Source organism: Polaromonas sp., assembly GCF_039930745.1.
Taxonomy (GTDB): Bacteria; Pseudomonadota; Gammaproteobacteria; order Burkholderiales; family Burkholderiaceae_C; genus Polaromonas.
Genome location: NZ_JBDTTH010000019.1, coordinates 1 through 13,657 on the forward strand (window position 1 = coordinate 1; position 13,657 = coordinate 13,657).

The window sequence follows — 13,657 nt, forward strand, 5'->3', positions numbered from 1 at the left end:
ACGAGTCCACCGACAACGCCTATGTGCAGGGCAACGTGATCCAGATCACGCCGCAGATCGGCGGCACCGTGATCGGCGTGATGGCCGACGACACCGACTTTGTCAAAGCCGGCCAGCCGCTGGTGCAGCTCGACCCGGCCGATGCCAAAGTCGCGCTGGACCAGGCCGAGGCCGCGCTGGCCCAGGCGGTGCGCCAGGTGCGCACCCTGTACGCCAACAACGGCTCGCTGGCTGCCCAGGTGACGCTGCGCGAGTCCGACGTCGCACGTGCGCAAAGCGAAATCACCCGCGCCAACGACGACCTGAACCGGCGCCAGGCGCTGACCGGCAACGGCGCGGTCTCGCGTGAAGAACTCGGCCACGCCCAGACGCAGCTGGCCAATGCGAAAAGCGCGATGGCCGCGGCGCAGGCCGGCGTGGCTGCTGCGCGTGAACAGCTCGCCAGCAACCAGGCACTGACCGACGGCACCAGCGTCGAGCAGCACCCCAGCGTGCAGGTCGCCGCCGCCAAGGTGCGCGAGGCTTACCTTGCCACCCAGCGTGTCGCCATGCCCGCGCCAGTCGATGGCTACGTCGCCAAACGCACGGTGCAGCTTGGCCAGCGCGTGGCTGCCGGCACACCCATGATGTCCATCATCCCGCTCAAGCAGGTCTGGGTCGATGCCAACTTCAAGGAAGTGCAGTTGCGCAATATCCGCATCGGCCAGCCGGTCAAGCTCACCGCCGACCTGTACGGCAAGAAGGTTGAATACACCGGCACTGTCGCCGGCCTGGGTGTGGGCACAGGCGCGGCCTTTGCGCTGCTGCCGGCGCAAAACGCCACCGGCAACTGGATCAAGGTGGTGCAGCGCGTGCCGGTGCGTGTGGCGCTCAACGCGGAAGAGATCGCGAAGAATCCGCTGCGCGTTGGTCTGTCCATGGACGCCGAGGTTGATATCACCAACCGTGACGGCAAGACGCTGGCTGATGCGCCGGGCGCTGCCGCGTCGCAGGCGCTGGCCCCGCAGGTGCCCGACAACGGCGCCGAAGCCGCCGTGCACCGTGTGATTGCCGCCAACCTTGGGCGTGCACGCGCCGCCAGCCACACGGCTTCTACCAGGCTTGTGCCGGCACCCGCCGCCCTGGCCGCCGCCACACCCGCTTCCCGCGCGAACTGAGCATGGCCAGCGCCCCCGCCGCCGTAGCGCATCCGCCGCTCGAAGGGTCCGCACGCACCTGGGGCACGATTGCCCTGTCAGCCGCCACCTTCATGAACGTGCTGGACACCTCGATTGCCAACGTCTCGCTGCCGGCGATTGCCGGCGACCTGGGCGTCAGCCCGAACCAGGGCACCTGGGTCATCACCAGTTTTGCCGTGGCCAATGCGATTGCCGTGCCGCTGACCGGCTGGCTGTCGCAGCGCTTCGGCCAGGTGCGCCTGTTTGTCTCCAGCGTCATCCTGTTTGTCATCGCATCGTGGCTGTGCGGCCTGGCGCCCAACATGACCAGCCTGATCGCGCTGCGCGCGCTGCAGGGCTTTGTCGCGGGGCCGATGATCCCGCTGTCGCAATCGCTGCTGCTCGCCAGCTACCCGCGCGCTCTCGCCGGGCTGGCAATGGCCATGTGGGCCATGACCACGCTGGTCGCGCCCGTGATGGGGCCGCTGCTGGGCGGCTGGATCACCGACAACATTTCTTGGCCCTGGATTTTCTACATCAACATTCCCGTGGGCATGCTGGCGGCTTTCGCTGCTTGGACGATTTACCACAAACGCGAAAGCGTCACGAAGAAGCTGCCCATTGATACCGTGGGCCTGTCGCTGCTGGTGATCTGGATCGCCGCGCTGCAGATGATGCTGGACCTGGGCAAAGAGCACGACTGGTTCCACTCACCGCTGATCATCGGCTTGGCCGTCACCGCGGCCGTGGGTTTTGCCTTCTTCCTGATCTGGGAACTCACCGACGAACACCCGGTGGTGGAGCTGCGCCTGTTCGCGCGCCGCAACTTCTGGGCCGGCACCATCACGACCTCGGTGGCCTACGGCCTGTTCTTCGGCAACGTGGTGCTGCTGCCGCTGTGGCTGCAACAGTTCATGGGCTACACGGCGACAGATGCCGGCATGATCATGGCGCCTGTGGGCCTGCTGGCGTTGGTGTTGTCGCCAGTGGTGGGCAAGACGGTGGGCAGTGTCGACCCGCGCCGCTACGCCACCTTTGCCTTTGTGGTGTTTGCGCTGGTGCTGTGGATGCGTTCGCAATTCAGCACCCAGGCCGATTTCGGCACCATCCTGATTCCCACCGTCATCCAGGGTGTGGCCATGGCGTTTTTCTTCATCCCGCTCATGACCATCACCATGTCGGGCCTCACGCCCGAGCTCATGCCGGCCGCGTCGGGTCTGACCAACTTTGTGCGTATCACCGCTGGGGCCATGGGCACCTCGATCGCGACCACGCTGTGGGAAAGCCGCGCCGCGCTGCACCATGCGCAGCTGGCAGAAACCATCAACATCGGCAGCCCGGCCGCGCAGGCCGCGCTGTCGGGACTGACGGCGTCCGGGCTCACGCCCCAGCAGGCGCTGGCACAGGTCAACCGCCTGGTGGACCAGCAGGCCTTCATGCTCGCGGCCAACGACATCTTCTGGATCTCGGCGCTGCTGTTTTTGGCGTTGATCCCGCTGGTGTGGCTGACCCATCCGCAAAAAGCCCCGACCGGCGGGCTGGATGCCGCGGCGGGTGCGCACTGAGGCGCCAGGCTTAACGCGGCGGTGAAAGCCTGGTTTTCCTGACGTTCCCGCCGGTTTTTTGCGCCTTTGCCGCAGGCCGGCCGGCAGCCACTTGCCGCAATCCGGTCAGCGCCGGCTGCAGGACCTTCATGTCCGCGTTGGCCGCATACACGGCATACGCCGGGTACAGAAATTCAGGCGCACCCGGCACCCGGTGCAAGCGCCCAGCCTTGACATGGCTGAGCACCACGTTTTGCCGGAAGTAGCCCGCGCCACCAACCGTGAGCAGGTACTCCAGCCCCAGCGGCCCCAAGCTGGACGACACCCCCACGCTGGAAAGCTCGGGAAAGGCCAGGCTGTGTTGCGCCGAGAACTCGGGCCCCCAGTCCACATACACGTAGTCGGCTGCTTCGGGCGCCTGCACCCCGGGCGTGGTGCTCACCAGCACCAGTTTTTCTTCGATCAGCAGCTCGATCCGCAGGCCGGGACGCTGGCGGGGCGCGTAGGCAATGACAATGTCCAGCGTTCCATGGGCCACACGCTCCAGCAGGTCTTCTGCCAGGCCCACCTCGGTTCGCAGGGCCAGGTCCGGCGCACCCTGGCGCATCCAGAGCAGCCAGTCCAGCAGCAGGGGATGCCAGAGGCTGATTTCACAACCCACCGTGACCAGCGCCCGGCGCCCAGGCGGCACTGTCATCTGGTGGCGGGCCTGCTCCCATGCCTGCACCAGCGCCATGGCGTGGCGGACAAACTGCTCGCCCGCCGCTGTCATTGACGCACCCGCCTTGTTCCGCACAAAAAGTTTGCGGCCCAGCAAATCCTCCAGCGTTTTCACACGCGCGCTGACCGCTGTCTGTGTGACATGCAGTTGTTCCGCAGCCTGGGCAAAGCTGCGGCTGGAAACGATCTCCAGAAAGGTGCGGGCGAGGTTGATATCCATCAATGGACGCCATTGCAGGCGGTATTTTTAAAGCAATATTTTTGCATTGAAATGAAATATAAGTCGTTTTACTTCTATGCTCGTAAACCCTATACTTTCCCCAATGCCACTGAAAAGGCAGCCCTGTTCAGCTTAATTTTGAAAGGAAGCTTCATGACTCGCACCGTACTTTTCGCCAACGCCCAAGCCAACGGAATCTCCGTCGGCCAGCGCAGCTCGTCGTCTCCCTCCGTGGTTCGCCAAGTGCTGGACGCCGCAGATGCCATGCTCACAACGCTGGCCGCCGCGCACGTTGCGCGGCTGTCTCCTCCCTGGATGACACCCTCCATCCGCCGCAACATGAGCGCCCGCTCCCAGCGGCTGATGCGCGCCGACTACTGATCAGCTTTCAGGCGGCTAAGGGTGGTTATCGGCTGGGGGTGAGCCCGCTGGTCGGCCATGCGCTCGGTGCGGCACTCGGTCCACCGTGCGCCCAGCCTCTTGTAATGCAGGCTGCGTGGCGCAACGCTGGTGCTGTCCACTCCCTGTTCAGCGCAGGCCACTCCTTCTGGCTCCAGCAGCGGCTTTCAAACGGGGAAGATCTGGCCTTTTAGAGAATTCTGGATGCTATTGATTTAATAGCTGTTCGTGCAGGAGCAATAAGGGCCAAAGACCTGAAAGACCTCAAATTCTTTGAGAAATCGGCCAGCCTGCAAAGCTGAACCCGGCGAGGCGCCGGGCTTGCCTCAGATCTCTGGGCGACGGGCGGTCTGATCTTCCTTCTCTGCAGAGCTTGTGCGCAAATATCAGTTCAGACCCAGATCAACACCCAGTTGCTTGATCAAGTCCTCGCTGGTTTCCGCATACTTCAAAAACGCCAACTCTTCTGCATTGACGGTTTTCCGGTCCACCATGTCCTTCAAGCGTGCCTCAAGGCTGCGCCAGTGGGTCTGGCGATGGCCCAGCAGGTACACGGGCACCTTCGCCAGTTGCCTGCTCTTGATTGTTTCAATGATCTGAAACAGCTCCCATTCGGTACCCGTTCCACCCGGTGCAATGACCATCGCCGCTGAATGCTTGATCATGGTGTATTCACGCACTGCCACACTGGAGAAGATCAAGCCATGCGTCACGTAGGCATTGAGTGCCAGTCTGGCGTCACCGCCATACGGCTTTGCAACATCGGGATCGGCTTTGCGGTCGTAATACGTCGTGTAGCCAACGCTGGCTCCGCCCGCTTCAGCGGCCCCCTTGTTTCCCGCTTCCATGACGCCAGGACCCGCTCCCGTCATGATCGGGTACTTCTTGCCATATCGCTGGGTCCAGGCGTAGGCAAAGTTTCTGGTGTCCCGGTAAATCACATCATTCGCGGCTTTGACAGCCTCGTTGCAGTTTTCTCCACGCGCATCACATGAGGCATTTTTTTCCTTGATGCGGGAACTGCCATAAATAGTGACGAAGCCGCGCGGAAAATTCCGGGCTTTGAAAGTGTCGGAGCAATACACGTCCTGGGCCACTTCCTTCAACGGGACAATGTTCTCCACGCCCATGTAGGGTCCGATGTAGTCGGCGTTCGGAACAGTTGACCTGGATGTCGGGCAGGCGAGGTTCAAGCCGATGGACTCGATCGGGGGTGTTGATGATTTTGCAGCGCTGGCGGGCCCTGTTGCTGTCTGGCAGCCGGCAAGGCCCGCAATGAGCGTTGAAACCGCCAGCCACGGTATGAGCTTGAATCGCATGTCATTTCTCCTTGTACAGGGACCAGTCATGTTTGTGAATCATGGAGGCAACGAGCGCGCCGCTTTTCCTCCACCAACGACCTGTATACAAATGCCTCAATCGTCCACTCGCTGCCACATGAGTGGCTGAGGCGCGGAACAAGCATAGCAAATCGCTGCCTCAGGCCTTTCCCGTTGCGTGCCGGTTCATCGACGGCTGCCGCCAGAGGCACTTTGTGGTGGCGCACTCTTTCGGCGAAAGAGGCCGGGCAGATCTACATGCCTGAAGTCAACTGGCTGCTGCTGGTGGCGGTGCTACTAGCCGTCGTTGGCTTTGGCAGTTCGTCGGCGCTGGCCTCGGCCTACGGCATTGCGGTGACGGTGACCATGCTGGTGACTACCGTGTTGACATTTTTTGTGGTGCGCCATGCCTGGGCTTACCCGCTGCCGGCGGCGATTGCGGCAACCAGCGTTTTTCTGATGCTCGATTTGCTGCTGGTGATTTCCTGCTCGCTCAAGTTCTGGCAGGGGGGCTGGTTTCCGCTGGTGCTCGGCGCGGCCATCTTCACCGTCATGGCGACCTGGCGGCGCGGCGGGGAACTGCTGATGGAAAGCATGCGGCGCGACGACCCGGAGCTGCTGCCCTTCATCACGGCACTGTCTGCAGACCGTGTGCACCGCATTCCGCGCACGGCAGTGTATGCCGTGGCCAACCCCGATACCGTGCCGCAGGCCCTGATGCACAACCTCAAACACAACCAGGTGCTGCACGAGCGCAACCTGATTCTGACCGTGGTGTTTCAGGACATTCCATGGATTCCGTTTGAAGAGCGCGTCCAGGTCACGCCGCTGGTTCCGAGCTTCTGGCGGGTGCAAGTCAACTACGGCTTCATCAACACACCGGATATCCCCAAGGCGCTGGAACTCTGCCAGGCGCAAGGCCTTGCCATCAACCTGTTCGAGACCTCGTATTTCCTCAGCCGCGAGATTGTGGTGCCGACCAAAGGGGCCGGCATGGCGCACTGGCGCGAAGCCCTGTTTGCCGTCATGTCCCGCAACACCGGAAGCGTGGCTGCTTTCTTTCGCCTGCCCAACAATTGCGTGATCGAACTGGGGACGAGGGTGCAGATTTGAGCGGCCGGCCAGCATGCGGGTGCCGGCTATCTCTTGAATTTGGTTGTCAAATTGCTATGTATTTGATAGCTGGTTGTGCCCGTTCAATAAGGGCTGGAGTCCGATTTGACTTATAAAATCGCCGATTTCAACAAACGCCGCACTTCATCGAACACTGCCTCAAACGCCAGCGTGCCCGGCGTGACCAGATCAAAGTTCCCCGCGCCCGTGACGTCGCGCAGGCGCACACGTGCGGCGACTTCGGCGGGTAGCGTCTTGCGGTGGTGGCCCTGGGTGATGAGCCAGCAGGCCACGCACACCTTGGCGGCTGTGCAGGCGATCAGCCCGCACGCGTGAAAGTCATCACCCAGTTCGTTTCCCAGGTCGCGCCGCCGTCGCTTGAGAACGCCTGTTCCCAGCGCGGCACATCGGGCGCCGCCTTGGTCCACAAAAAGCGCAGCTTGATCGGCCGGCCGTCCAGCGTGTCGTCACCGTAGTCCAAGAGCAACAGCTTTTTGGTCACGGCTTCTCGGCCTGATTCGGGCTTACCTCACCAAGAGACAGCTGGGCTTGGGTTGCGGTCTGCATAACTCTCGCGGAGAGGTCGGCACCGGAAACATCCTCGTAGCGAGCAGGTATCCGTTCCTTGAGGCGGAAGAGTCGCTGATGCGCCGACCTTGTGAGTTGGCCGTAGGTTGTTGCCATCACCTTACCGCGAAGGACTCCTTCCTCTTTTATCTCCTTGTCCCGCGAGGTCTTGGGAGCGATCTCGTAGCCAACCACAAAGGCCCTGAACGTGGGCGTACCATCCAATGCGCCGCTGCCCAAGAAGTCCTGGATGTAGCCGTCCGCTTGATTCATCTCCTCGCGCCCAATGGCGGACCTGCCCGTCTTAAGCTCGATGATCAATACGTCTTGGATGCGCATCAAATTGGAGTTCGCTGAGTCGAACGACTCTGTACCCACAACCGAGCAAGTGGCGTCGCCCAGAACGACGATGTCGGGTCGCTGTCGCGAGTTCGAAAACGCGGTCGTCGCGACCCTCTTCCCGAATATCTTGGCGGTGGCCGTCCGAAGGCTCACATTGGATGCGTATTCGCTGCTGTCGAACTCGGGGCCGAATAGCCAGCGGGCTTGCGTCACCAGCGGATGAAGCGTGTGCAACTCGTCCGTTGCCGGATCGCCGCAAAGCTTCTCGATAGCCGTGACGACCGCCAAGCGATGGTCGATCTCGTCGAGCACCGATAAGGCATCCCGAACGGTCCATTGGCTGAGCAGCCGGTCGAGCCCCTCGATGTCGGTGTCGTCCAACTTGGTGAGCTTTTCCAGAAGCCCCGCGCCGCCTCGCGACTTCTCCAAATTGATCAGCGCCTGCACCGCGGCGGACAGCGTGTCCGGGTGCACGGTCGGGTTGGCTCTTACCAGCTCGCGCGCAAAGCTCGCGACTTCGATGCGCCCAAGTTGCGAAAGACCTTTGAAATCTTCGCGATGGCGGATTAACGCCTCCTCCGAGTTCTCCTCGACCAAGTTCGCGGAAAGCTTGCCAAAGACTTCTTGGGCGTATTGGCGCACAGCCTCGAAGAGCGCCTCGCTCCTCGGCCCTGCTTTGAACCGCGCCCAGTCCGCTTCTACTTCGCCGGTCCAGCCATCCTCGGTCTTCACCACGATGGAATACCGCTTTGCAAAACGGGCTCTACCGTCGATGACGGCCTCCGATCCGACCACCCAACTCGGCGAGCCTACAAGGCGACCATTTACCCAAAACGCGACGCCCTGATAGATCGTGGATTTCGCGGCTCGTGTCGAATCGACCACAAATGCCTCGGCCTCCGGGCAACCGGGTATGTTGAGCGGCATCCGCTCGATGAGCCCTGACTGATCGGCCAGTGACACCGATTGGCCATTGACCCTCACGACGAACTGCGGATCGTGTAGAAACCGGGCCGACAGAATCTCCCGGATTCGATCTGCATCGGGAAGATGGCGCTCGACTACCACCGACAGTCTCGTGCCCGTGCCTTGGCGTAGGAAGGAAGACTCTTTCGTTATCTTGAAAGGGGTTTCGCTGCTCTGAGTGCCAATCTCGAAGCCGGCGCCTTTGCCTTCGCGCCACGTTTCAACGGAGTATTGATCGGCGAAGCACAGCAGGCCATGCCGGCCCACGCCATTGCGCCCATAGGCTTTCCGGCGCCAGGCCGCGCGATCTGGCGGGAACTCGACTTGCACGCCTTGGTGCTTGATTCGGTCGTAACCCAACCGCATCCAACGCCCCTTGAACTGGAGGGGGCTCATGCCGTGCCCGTCGTCCTGAACCACCAAGGCAGTATGTCCCACACTGGGCACCGTGATGTCGACAAGGGATGCGCCAGCGTCCCACGCATTTGCCACCAGTTCTGTCAGTGCAACTTCTGGATCATGCGCAATCCGGCCAAGCGAGCGCACCAGATAGTCCTCTTCGAAGAACGAGCCCGTCGCAGTGTCCACTTGATTCTTCGGTCTAGCCACGGCCGTTTCTCCCTGTATGTGTCAAATTTTTTCAAAAGCCGGACCGATACTCCCCAATGCTTGAAGCATCAAGCATTGACCTCTGGGTCGTACTTTTGAAATTCCGAATTTTACTGATCGAGTCATGTGTCGACCGGCTGCGCATTAATACCGCTCTCAAACTCTTTGCGTGTCTTCTCAAATGTTTCGTCGTCCACCGCCAGAAGATTCCACGTGTACGAGGTATACGGATGGAAGTCTGGGAGAAGGCTCTCGATCTGTCCGTCCACGTACCGGTGATGGGCGATGGAAGGAAAAATCCGGTGATCCACCGGATGGCGGGCTTGAGGGTTGTGAAACATCGACAGCCCTTCTGCCCAAGTCTCCGTCGTGATGCCCTGCCGCACGTCGTGGAGAAAGGGTTCTGGTAGCGCCGAGTTCAAATCATGCTTGTGATGGAGCCCCCAGCGAAAAATGTGCTGGTTCGCGAGCCCGAATCCAGCCAGGCGCCCCATTCGATTGAACTTAGAAAGCGTTCCGGAGGAACTGAATAGTATTGCGCTGACGTTCTCTGAACCCGGTAGAAGAAAAAAGCCCGCAGGTATCTTCTTTCCCTCAAACTCAAATGCTTCCAGCTTGATCGGGCTAATGACTAGTTGACCAGCTTCATCTCGAACGAAGTCGTGGCTCACGCCATAGAGATACTGCAGCAGGGCCGGGGATGTCCAAGTCATCGACTGACTCTCATGAAAATCTGCGATGGCAAAAACTAGAGGCTTCCCCTTTACGTCATCCAACTCCCAATAAGGCTTCTTCCGATTCAGTTTGGAGTACAGAGCGCTGCCGAACTTAATCGGAGCCTTGCCTTTGAGGAGTTCAAGAATCTCTTCTGGACTGCGCATCAGCCCTTCCTTGGAAGGCTCGACTTTCGGTTCGCCCGCAGACGGGTTCACGGTGACTGCCTCAATGAAAACCTGCTTCCGCCCGGACTTGACGCAGAAATCGGGGGCTGGGTTTGGCTTCTCTACGAACAAACCCAGTTCAAGCAATGCAGCGTATAGGTACAGTTCCCATATCCGAGAGTCGAACCCCGTCGTCTGGAACTGCTCGACGAAGTTTCCGTCTACGTCTCGGAAGTGACGCATCATCTCGGACATGATGGACTTGGCTGGTATCCAATGGTCCCCTTCGTTGAGTAGTTTGAATGAAGGGTGAAGCTTGTCCCTAGGAGCCGTGGCTTGGAACAGATCGACGCCAGCCTTGTCGTCCGCATCACCCTGTGGAAACACTGCGCTGCGCGAGTCGCCATGACGTTTGATGCTCGCAAACAGGAGATGTCGTGCCTCTGTCCTCGTCAAACTCGCGCTGCAATCAATAGCCCTGAATCGCCCCTTCTCATCGCGTCCCAGGGTGACAAAAGCAAAGTCGCGATCCGTCGTGTCGAGCAGAATGACACCTACCAAAACCTCGTCGGATGACGAGAAAAACTCAAGTTCCTCGCCCAAAAATGAAGCGATGGGCGTGCGCGTCCACGCAACATAAGCGTTATATCGTTCCGGCGTGAGTGGCTTGACACCATACTGCGTCCACAGTTCCGCTTGCCTTTGCTCAAAACTACCGCGCCTTCTAGCTTGGCCCATTAAGTTCTCCTCAAACCAATATCAGCGACGACGCGTTTTTTAAGCTAGCGTTGTCCATGTCGGAGCGATACGTAAAAATCGTCTACTTCAGCTCCGGTCGCTAACGATGTCCTCGAGCCGGTCCGGTGGTGGAGCGGGAGTCAGGACAGCGTAGTTGATACCGATAACCACCTATTGTCGATAGCTACCGCCAGAGGTTTGTTGCTACAGCTTGGTATCACCAGCCGCTTTTCCTCTCCTAGCACTTCATTCTCCGGCTTGGCACCTTTCTCCCACTGCATCATGCGCAGCGCCAGTACGATGGGTTGCTTACCGGGTGACTCAACACACGAGCATCTTGTGGGGTGCCGTATCCTCAATCCGGCCGCAACAGACTCCGCACTACCCTGCGCGCCACCGGCGCCACCAGCACCACGGCCGGAAAGGCGAACAGCCACGCCATGAGCCAGGAACCCGCCCACAGCATCAAAAAGCCAGGCACCAGGCCCGTGGCGCGGAAGGTGGAGATGCCGGACACCAGCAGCGACATTAGGCCTGACAGGACCAAGCCGAACAGGACGGGCTCGAATTTTCTCGGAATCATGCGGTCACCTTTAATTCTTCAGAACATGCCATGCGCAGCAGCGCTTGGGCGACGTTGGCGCCGAACAGTTGCGCGGTTTTGATGTCGCCGGGCGGAAAGGCGTCTGCGGGCGCTGAGTGCCCGGCCTGCGCCATCAGACCTGACCAGGAGCCCAGCCGGTTCAGGGCTTCTTCCTCAGGTACGCCACTGCGCTGCTCGGGCAGGATGGCGTTGCCCACCCAGACCATGCCGTGCTGCATGGCGAAGACGAAGAGCGACAGCAGCGTGGATTGTTTGTCGCCGGCGGGCAGAGACGACACGGTGAAGGCCGCCGCCAGCTTGCCTTTGAGGGCGTGGCTTTTCCAGAGCCGGCCGGTGGCATCCATGAAGGTCTTGAAGGTGCCGGACACCCCGCCCAGGTAGGTGGGTGAGCCGAAGACAAAGCCGTCGTAGTCCAGCAGGCGGTCGGGCGCGCCGGTGAGGTCTTCGGCCTTCAGCAAATGCGCCTCGATGCCGGGCACGGATTGCGCGCCTGCCAGGATGTGCCCGGCGATGTGCGCGGTGTGGCCATGCGCGCTGTGATAGATGACGGCCAGTTTTTGCTTCTTCATGTTCTGCTTTCAATGTTGGGTTGTGTGTGTGTGAACGAATCTCTGAAAAAAGTCTTCATCGCGAGATCCAGGCGACAAGAACGGCGGACAAATCGGCGGCGAGGTACAGGCCGAATCCAAAAACGCTGTGGTTGACCAGACTGCGCAGCCGGTTCTTGCCCGGTGCCGGCGTACGGGACGAAGCGATGCCTGCGCCCATCGCCGGCTGCATGACAAGCCAGGGCGCGGCCACCGTGGCAATGCCCACGCCCAAGGCCGGCAGCAGCGTCGGGCTGTGAAGCCAGGGCAGGCCGACGATGGCGACGAGCAGGCCTGCGAAGGCAATACCCGTCGTGTAGTGAAGCAGCCACCCCAAGGCGAGCTCGCCGCGCACCGGCGCCGCCTTCGCGATGGCGTCGTGCTTCCAGGTACCGCGGCGCCAGTGACCGGCCCAGCGGCCGATCATCGCGAAGTTGAGCGTGGGCACGCCCAGGCGCTGAAGCAGCAGCAGCCAGATGTCCATGACCGCGGTCGCGCCCATGCCAATGAGCAGGGTGTACGCCGCGCCTGTAATCAATGTGTTCATGTGGATTCCCCGTTGACGAAAAGTGAAGTTGGTGTCACTCTACAAGTTCAAGTCAACTTGAAGTCAAGAGGTTTTTGATGGATATCGCCGAAGTCGCCAAAAAATCGGGTCTGCCCGCTTCCGCGTTGCGTTATTACGAGGAAAAAGGGTTGATCACCTCGGTGGGCCGGCAGGGTTTGCGCCGCACGTTTTCACCGGGCGTGCTGGACCAGCTGGCGCTGATTGCGCTGGGGCAGGCGGCCGGGTTTTCGCTGGGTGACATCGGCGCCATGTTTTCGCCGGACGGCAAAGCCAGCATCAATCGGCAGTCGCTCAGCGCCAAGGCGGACGAGCTGGACCAGACCATCCGGCGCCTGAAGGCGATGCGCAACGGGCTGAGGCATGCGGCGGTGTGCCCCGCGCCCAGCCATGCGGAGTGCCCGACCTTTCAGCGCCTGCTTCGCGCGGCGGTGGCGGGGGAACTGGCGCCGCGGGTGAAGAAGACCCGAGCGGTGCCTTCGTAAAAAAGGGATCGGTTCAACACCATGGAAGCGAGCCGCAACCCGCTTGCTTTTATGCGCCCAGGAAGAAGCGCGCAGTTGCCATCATCCGGATGTGTTTGGTTGCGTTGATGGACGGTGTGTGTAAAAGCCGCATATCCATCAGGAAAACGTCGCCCGCCTGCCCCGACATTTCGACAACATGAATACCGGTTCCCTGAAGGCTGGTGGCCAGGTCTGTGCTTGTTTTGAGAATGTCCCGAAGCGCGGGTTGATGGGCTGCCTGGCGCGCCATGGCCTTGTGTGAGCCCGCCAGCGTGAGTGTCGCGCCGCCATGAGGCGAGACCTCATCGATCAGTAAGAAGGCCTGGATACCCGGGAGCGAGGTGGGCGGTTCTGCTGCGACATCGACATGCCAGTTCAATCCCTCCAGCGTCCAGGTGCCCTGGTTGGGTAAAGACAGCAGGAGCTGCGTGTCCTGGATGGCAGAAGGCGTGCGCCCGGCCAGTGAGGCGATGACGGAAGACAGCTGCGGCGTCATCACCGCTTCGTGCATGCCTGGTATCTTCACGAGCGTGGAAAGCCTTGCAATCTGCTGAAAGGGCGGCAAGGCGCGCAGGGGGCTGGGCAGGCTCTTTCCCGACGCCCAGACATTGAGGCGCCTGAGCTCATCCATGATGCTTTTTTTGATGCCGGCCATTTGCTTGCCGGGGTGAAACCCCTTCAGTTGCAGGTAACCCTCTGCATTGAAAAAATCAATGTCGGAGGGTTGCAGAGGGAGGGTGCGTTTGGCCATGGCGGGTCTGGAAGGTGGCGGGCGATCTGGAGGGGTGTTCGCCCGACGCAATGATCCTAAGCCCAGGCC

General features: G+C 60.9%; 15 protein-coding genes. 5 read left to right on the forward strand and 10 right to left on the reverse strand.

What is annotated here, in order from left to right:
* Both ABI660_RS08615 and ABI660_RS08620 read left to right on the forward strand, forming a co-directional pair.
* On the forward strand, positions 1-1,157 hold a 1,157-nt coding region (locus tag ABI660_RS08615; protein ID WP_348066913.1), incomplete at its 5' end, for an efflux RND transporter periplasmic adaptor subunit.
* 2 nt (positions 1,158-1,159) lie between these two features.
* Positions 1,160-2,722, forward strand: a complete 1,563-nt coding sequence (locus tag ABI660_RS08620) for a DHA2 family efflux MFS transporter permease subunit (RefSeq protein ID WP_348066915.1) — start codon at positions 1,160-1,162, stop codon at positions 2,720-2,722.
* 10 nt (positions 2,723-2,732) lie between these two features.
* Here ABI660_RS08620 and ABI660_RS08625 read toward each other — a convergent pair whose 3' ends face one another.
* Positions 2,733-3,641 carry a LysR family transcriptional regulator gene (locus ABI660_RS08625; protein WP_348066917.1) on the reverse strand — a complete coding sequence of 303 codons (909 nt, stop codon included), beginning with the start codon at positions 3,639-3,641 and terminating at the stop codon, positions 2,733-2,735.
* A 153-nt stretch (positions 3,642-3,794) separates the two neighbouring features.
* Here ABI660_RS08625 and ABI660_RS08630 point away from each other — a divergent pair, with 153 nt between their 5' ends.
* A complete protein-coding gene (locus ABI660_RS08630) occupies positions 3,795-4,022 on the forward strand; it encodes a hypothetical protein (RefSeq protein ID WP_348066918.1) in 228 nt (75 codons plus the stop codon).
* A 404-nt stretch (positions 4,023-4,426) separates the two neighbouring features.
* On the opposite strand, the gene ABI660_RS08635 is transcribed toward ABI660_RS08630, so the two are convergent.
* The gene (locus ABI660_RS08635) at positions 4,427-5,359 is read right to left on the reverse strand and encodes an LOG family protein (protein ID WP_348066920.1); all 933 of its coding nucleotides are present in this window, start codon (positions 5,357-5,359) and stop codon (positions 4,427-4,429) included.
* Positions 5,360-5,572: 213 nt separating this feature from the next.
* Here ABI660_RS08635 and ABI660_RS08640 point away from each other — a divergent pair, with 213 nt between their 5' ends.
* Positions 5,573-6,472 carry a KUP/HAK/KT family potassium transporter gene (locus ABI660_RS08640; RefSeq protein ID WP_348066922.1) on the forward strand — a complete coding sequence of 300 codons (900 nt, stop codon included), beginning with the start codon at positions 5,573-5,575 and terminating at the stop codon, positions 6,470-6,472.
* 110 nt (positions 6,473-6,582) lie between these two features.
* Here the strand turns inward: ABI660_RS08640 and ABI660_RS08645 are convergent, their stop codons facing one another.
* The 7 genes from ABI660_RS08645 to ABI660_RS08675 all read right to left on the reverse strand — a co-directional run bounded on the left by ABI660_RS08645 (position 6,583) and on the right by ABI660_RS08675 (position 12,313).
* Entirely contained in the window at positions 6,583-6,765 is a 183-nt protein-coding gene (locus tag ABI660_RS08645) for a hypothetical protein (protein ID WP_348066924.1), read from the reverse strand.
* Between the two features lie 26 nt (positions 6,766-6,791).
* Positions 6,792-6,974, reverse strand: a complete 183-nt coding sequence (locus tag ABI660_RS08650; protein WP_348066926.1) for a hypothetical protein — start codon at positions 6,972-6,974, stop codon at positions 6,792-6,794.
* The gene (locus tag ABI660_RS08655) at positions 6,971-8,935 is read right to left on the reverse strand and encodes an ATP-binding protein (RefSeq protein WP_348066928.1); all 1,965 of its coding nucleotides are present in this window, start codon (positions 8,933-8,935) and stop codon (positions 6,971-6,973) included. The genes ABI660_RS08650 and ABI660_RS08655 overlap by 4 nt, the downstream gene beginning before the upstream one ends.
* A 143-nt stretch (positions 8,936-9,078) precedes the next feature.
* Positions 9,079-10,575 carry a hypothetical protein gene (locus tag ABI660_RS08660; protein ID WP_348066930.1) on the reverse strand — a complete coding sequence of 499 codons (1,497 nt, stop codon included), beginning with the start codon at positions 10,573-10,575 and terminating at the stop codon, positions 9,079-9,081.
* Between the two features lie 355 nt (positions 10,576-10,930).
* The gene (locus ABI660_RS08665; RefSeq protein WP_348066932.1) at positions 10,931-11,158 is read right to left on the reverse strand and encodes a DUF2798 domain-containing protein; all 228 of its coding nucleotides are present in this window, start codon (positions 11,156-11,158) and stop codon (positions 10,931-10,933) included.
* On the reverse strand, positions 11,155-11,748 hold the full coding sequence (locus tag ABI660_RS08670; protein WP_348066934.1) for a flavodoxin family protein: 594 nt from the start codon (positions 11,746-11,748) through the stop codon (positions 11,155-11,157). Before ABI660_RS08670 ends, ABI660_RS08665 begins: the two co-directional genes overlap by 4 nt.
* 55 nt (positions 11,749-11,803) lie before the next feature.
* Entirely contained in the window at positions 11,804-12,313 is a 510-nt protein-coding gene (locus ABI660_RS08675; protein WP_348066936.1) for a DUF2938 domain-containing protein, read from the reverse strand.
* A gap of 77 nt (positions 12,314-12,390) precedes the next feature.
* Between ABI660_RS08675 and ABI660_RS08680 the strand changes: the two genes are divergently transcribed.
* Positions 12,391-12,816, forward strand: coding sequence for a helix-turn-helix domain-containing protein (locus tag ABI660_RS08680; protein WP_348066938.1), 426 nt, complete (start codon positions 12,391-12,393; stop codon positions 12,814-12,816).
* Between the two features lie 49 nt (positions 12,817-12,865).
* On the opposite strand, the gene ABI660_RS08685 is transcribed toward ABI660_RS08680, so the two are convergent.
* On the reverse strand, positions 12,866-13,588 hold the full coding sequence (locus ABI660_RS08685; RefSeq protein ID WP_348066940.1) for a phytanoyl-CoA dioxygenase family protein: 723 nt from the start codon (positions 13,586-13,588) through the stop codon (positions 12,866-12,868).
* Between the last annotated feature and the right edge of the window lie 69 nt (positions 13,589-13,657).

Coding starts and splice junctions, on each gene's coding strand:
- ABI660_RS08685 (WP_348066940.1), bottom strand. CDS start 13,588: ATGGCCAAACGCACCCTCCCTCTGCAACCCTCCGACATTGATTTTTTC.
- ABI660_RS08635 (WP_348066920.1), bottom strand. CDS start 5,359: ATGCGATTCAAGCTCATACCGTGGCTGGCGGTTTCAACGCTCATTGCG.
- ABI660_RS08630 (WP_348066918.1), top strand. CDS start 3,795: ATGACTCGCACCGTACTTTTCGCCAACGCCCAAGCCAACGGAATCTCC.
- ABI660_RS08660 (WP_348066930.1), bottom strand. CDS start 10,575: ATGGGCCAAGCTAGAAGGCGCGGTAGTTTTGAGCAAAGGCAAGCGGAA.
- ABI660_RS08665 (WP_348066932.1), bottom strand. CDS start 11,158: ATGATTCCGAGAAAATTCGAGCCCGTCCTGTTCGGCTTGGTCCTGTCA.
- ABI660_RS08620 (WP_348066915.1), top strand. CDS start 1,160: ATGGCCAGCGCCCCCGCCGCCGTAGCGCATCCGCCGCTCGAAGGGTCC.
- ABI660_RS08625 (WP_348066917.1), bottom strand. CDS start 3,641: ATGGATATCAACCTCGCCCGCACCTTTCTGGAGATCGTTTCCAGCCGC.
- ABI660_RS08680 (WP_348066938.1), top strand. CDS start 12,391: ATGGATATCGCCGAAGTCGCCAAAAAATCGGGTCTGCCCGCTTCCGCG.
- ABI660_RS08670 (WP_348066934.1), bottom strand. CDS start 11,748: ATGAAGAAGCAAAAACTGGCCGTCATCTATCACAGCGCGCATGGCCAC.
- ABI660_RS08675 (WP_348066936.1), bottom strand. CDS start 12,313: ATGAACACATTGATTACAGGCGCGGCGTACACCCTGCTCATTGGCATG.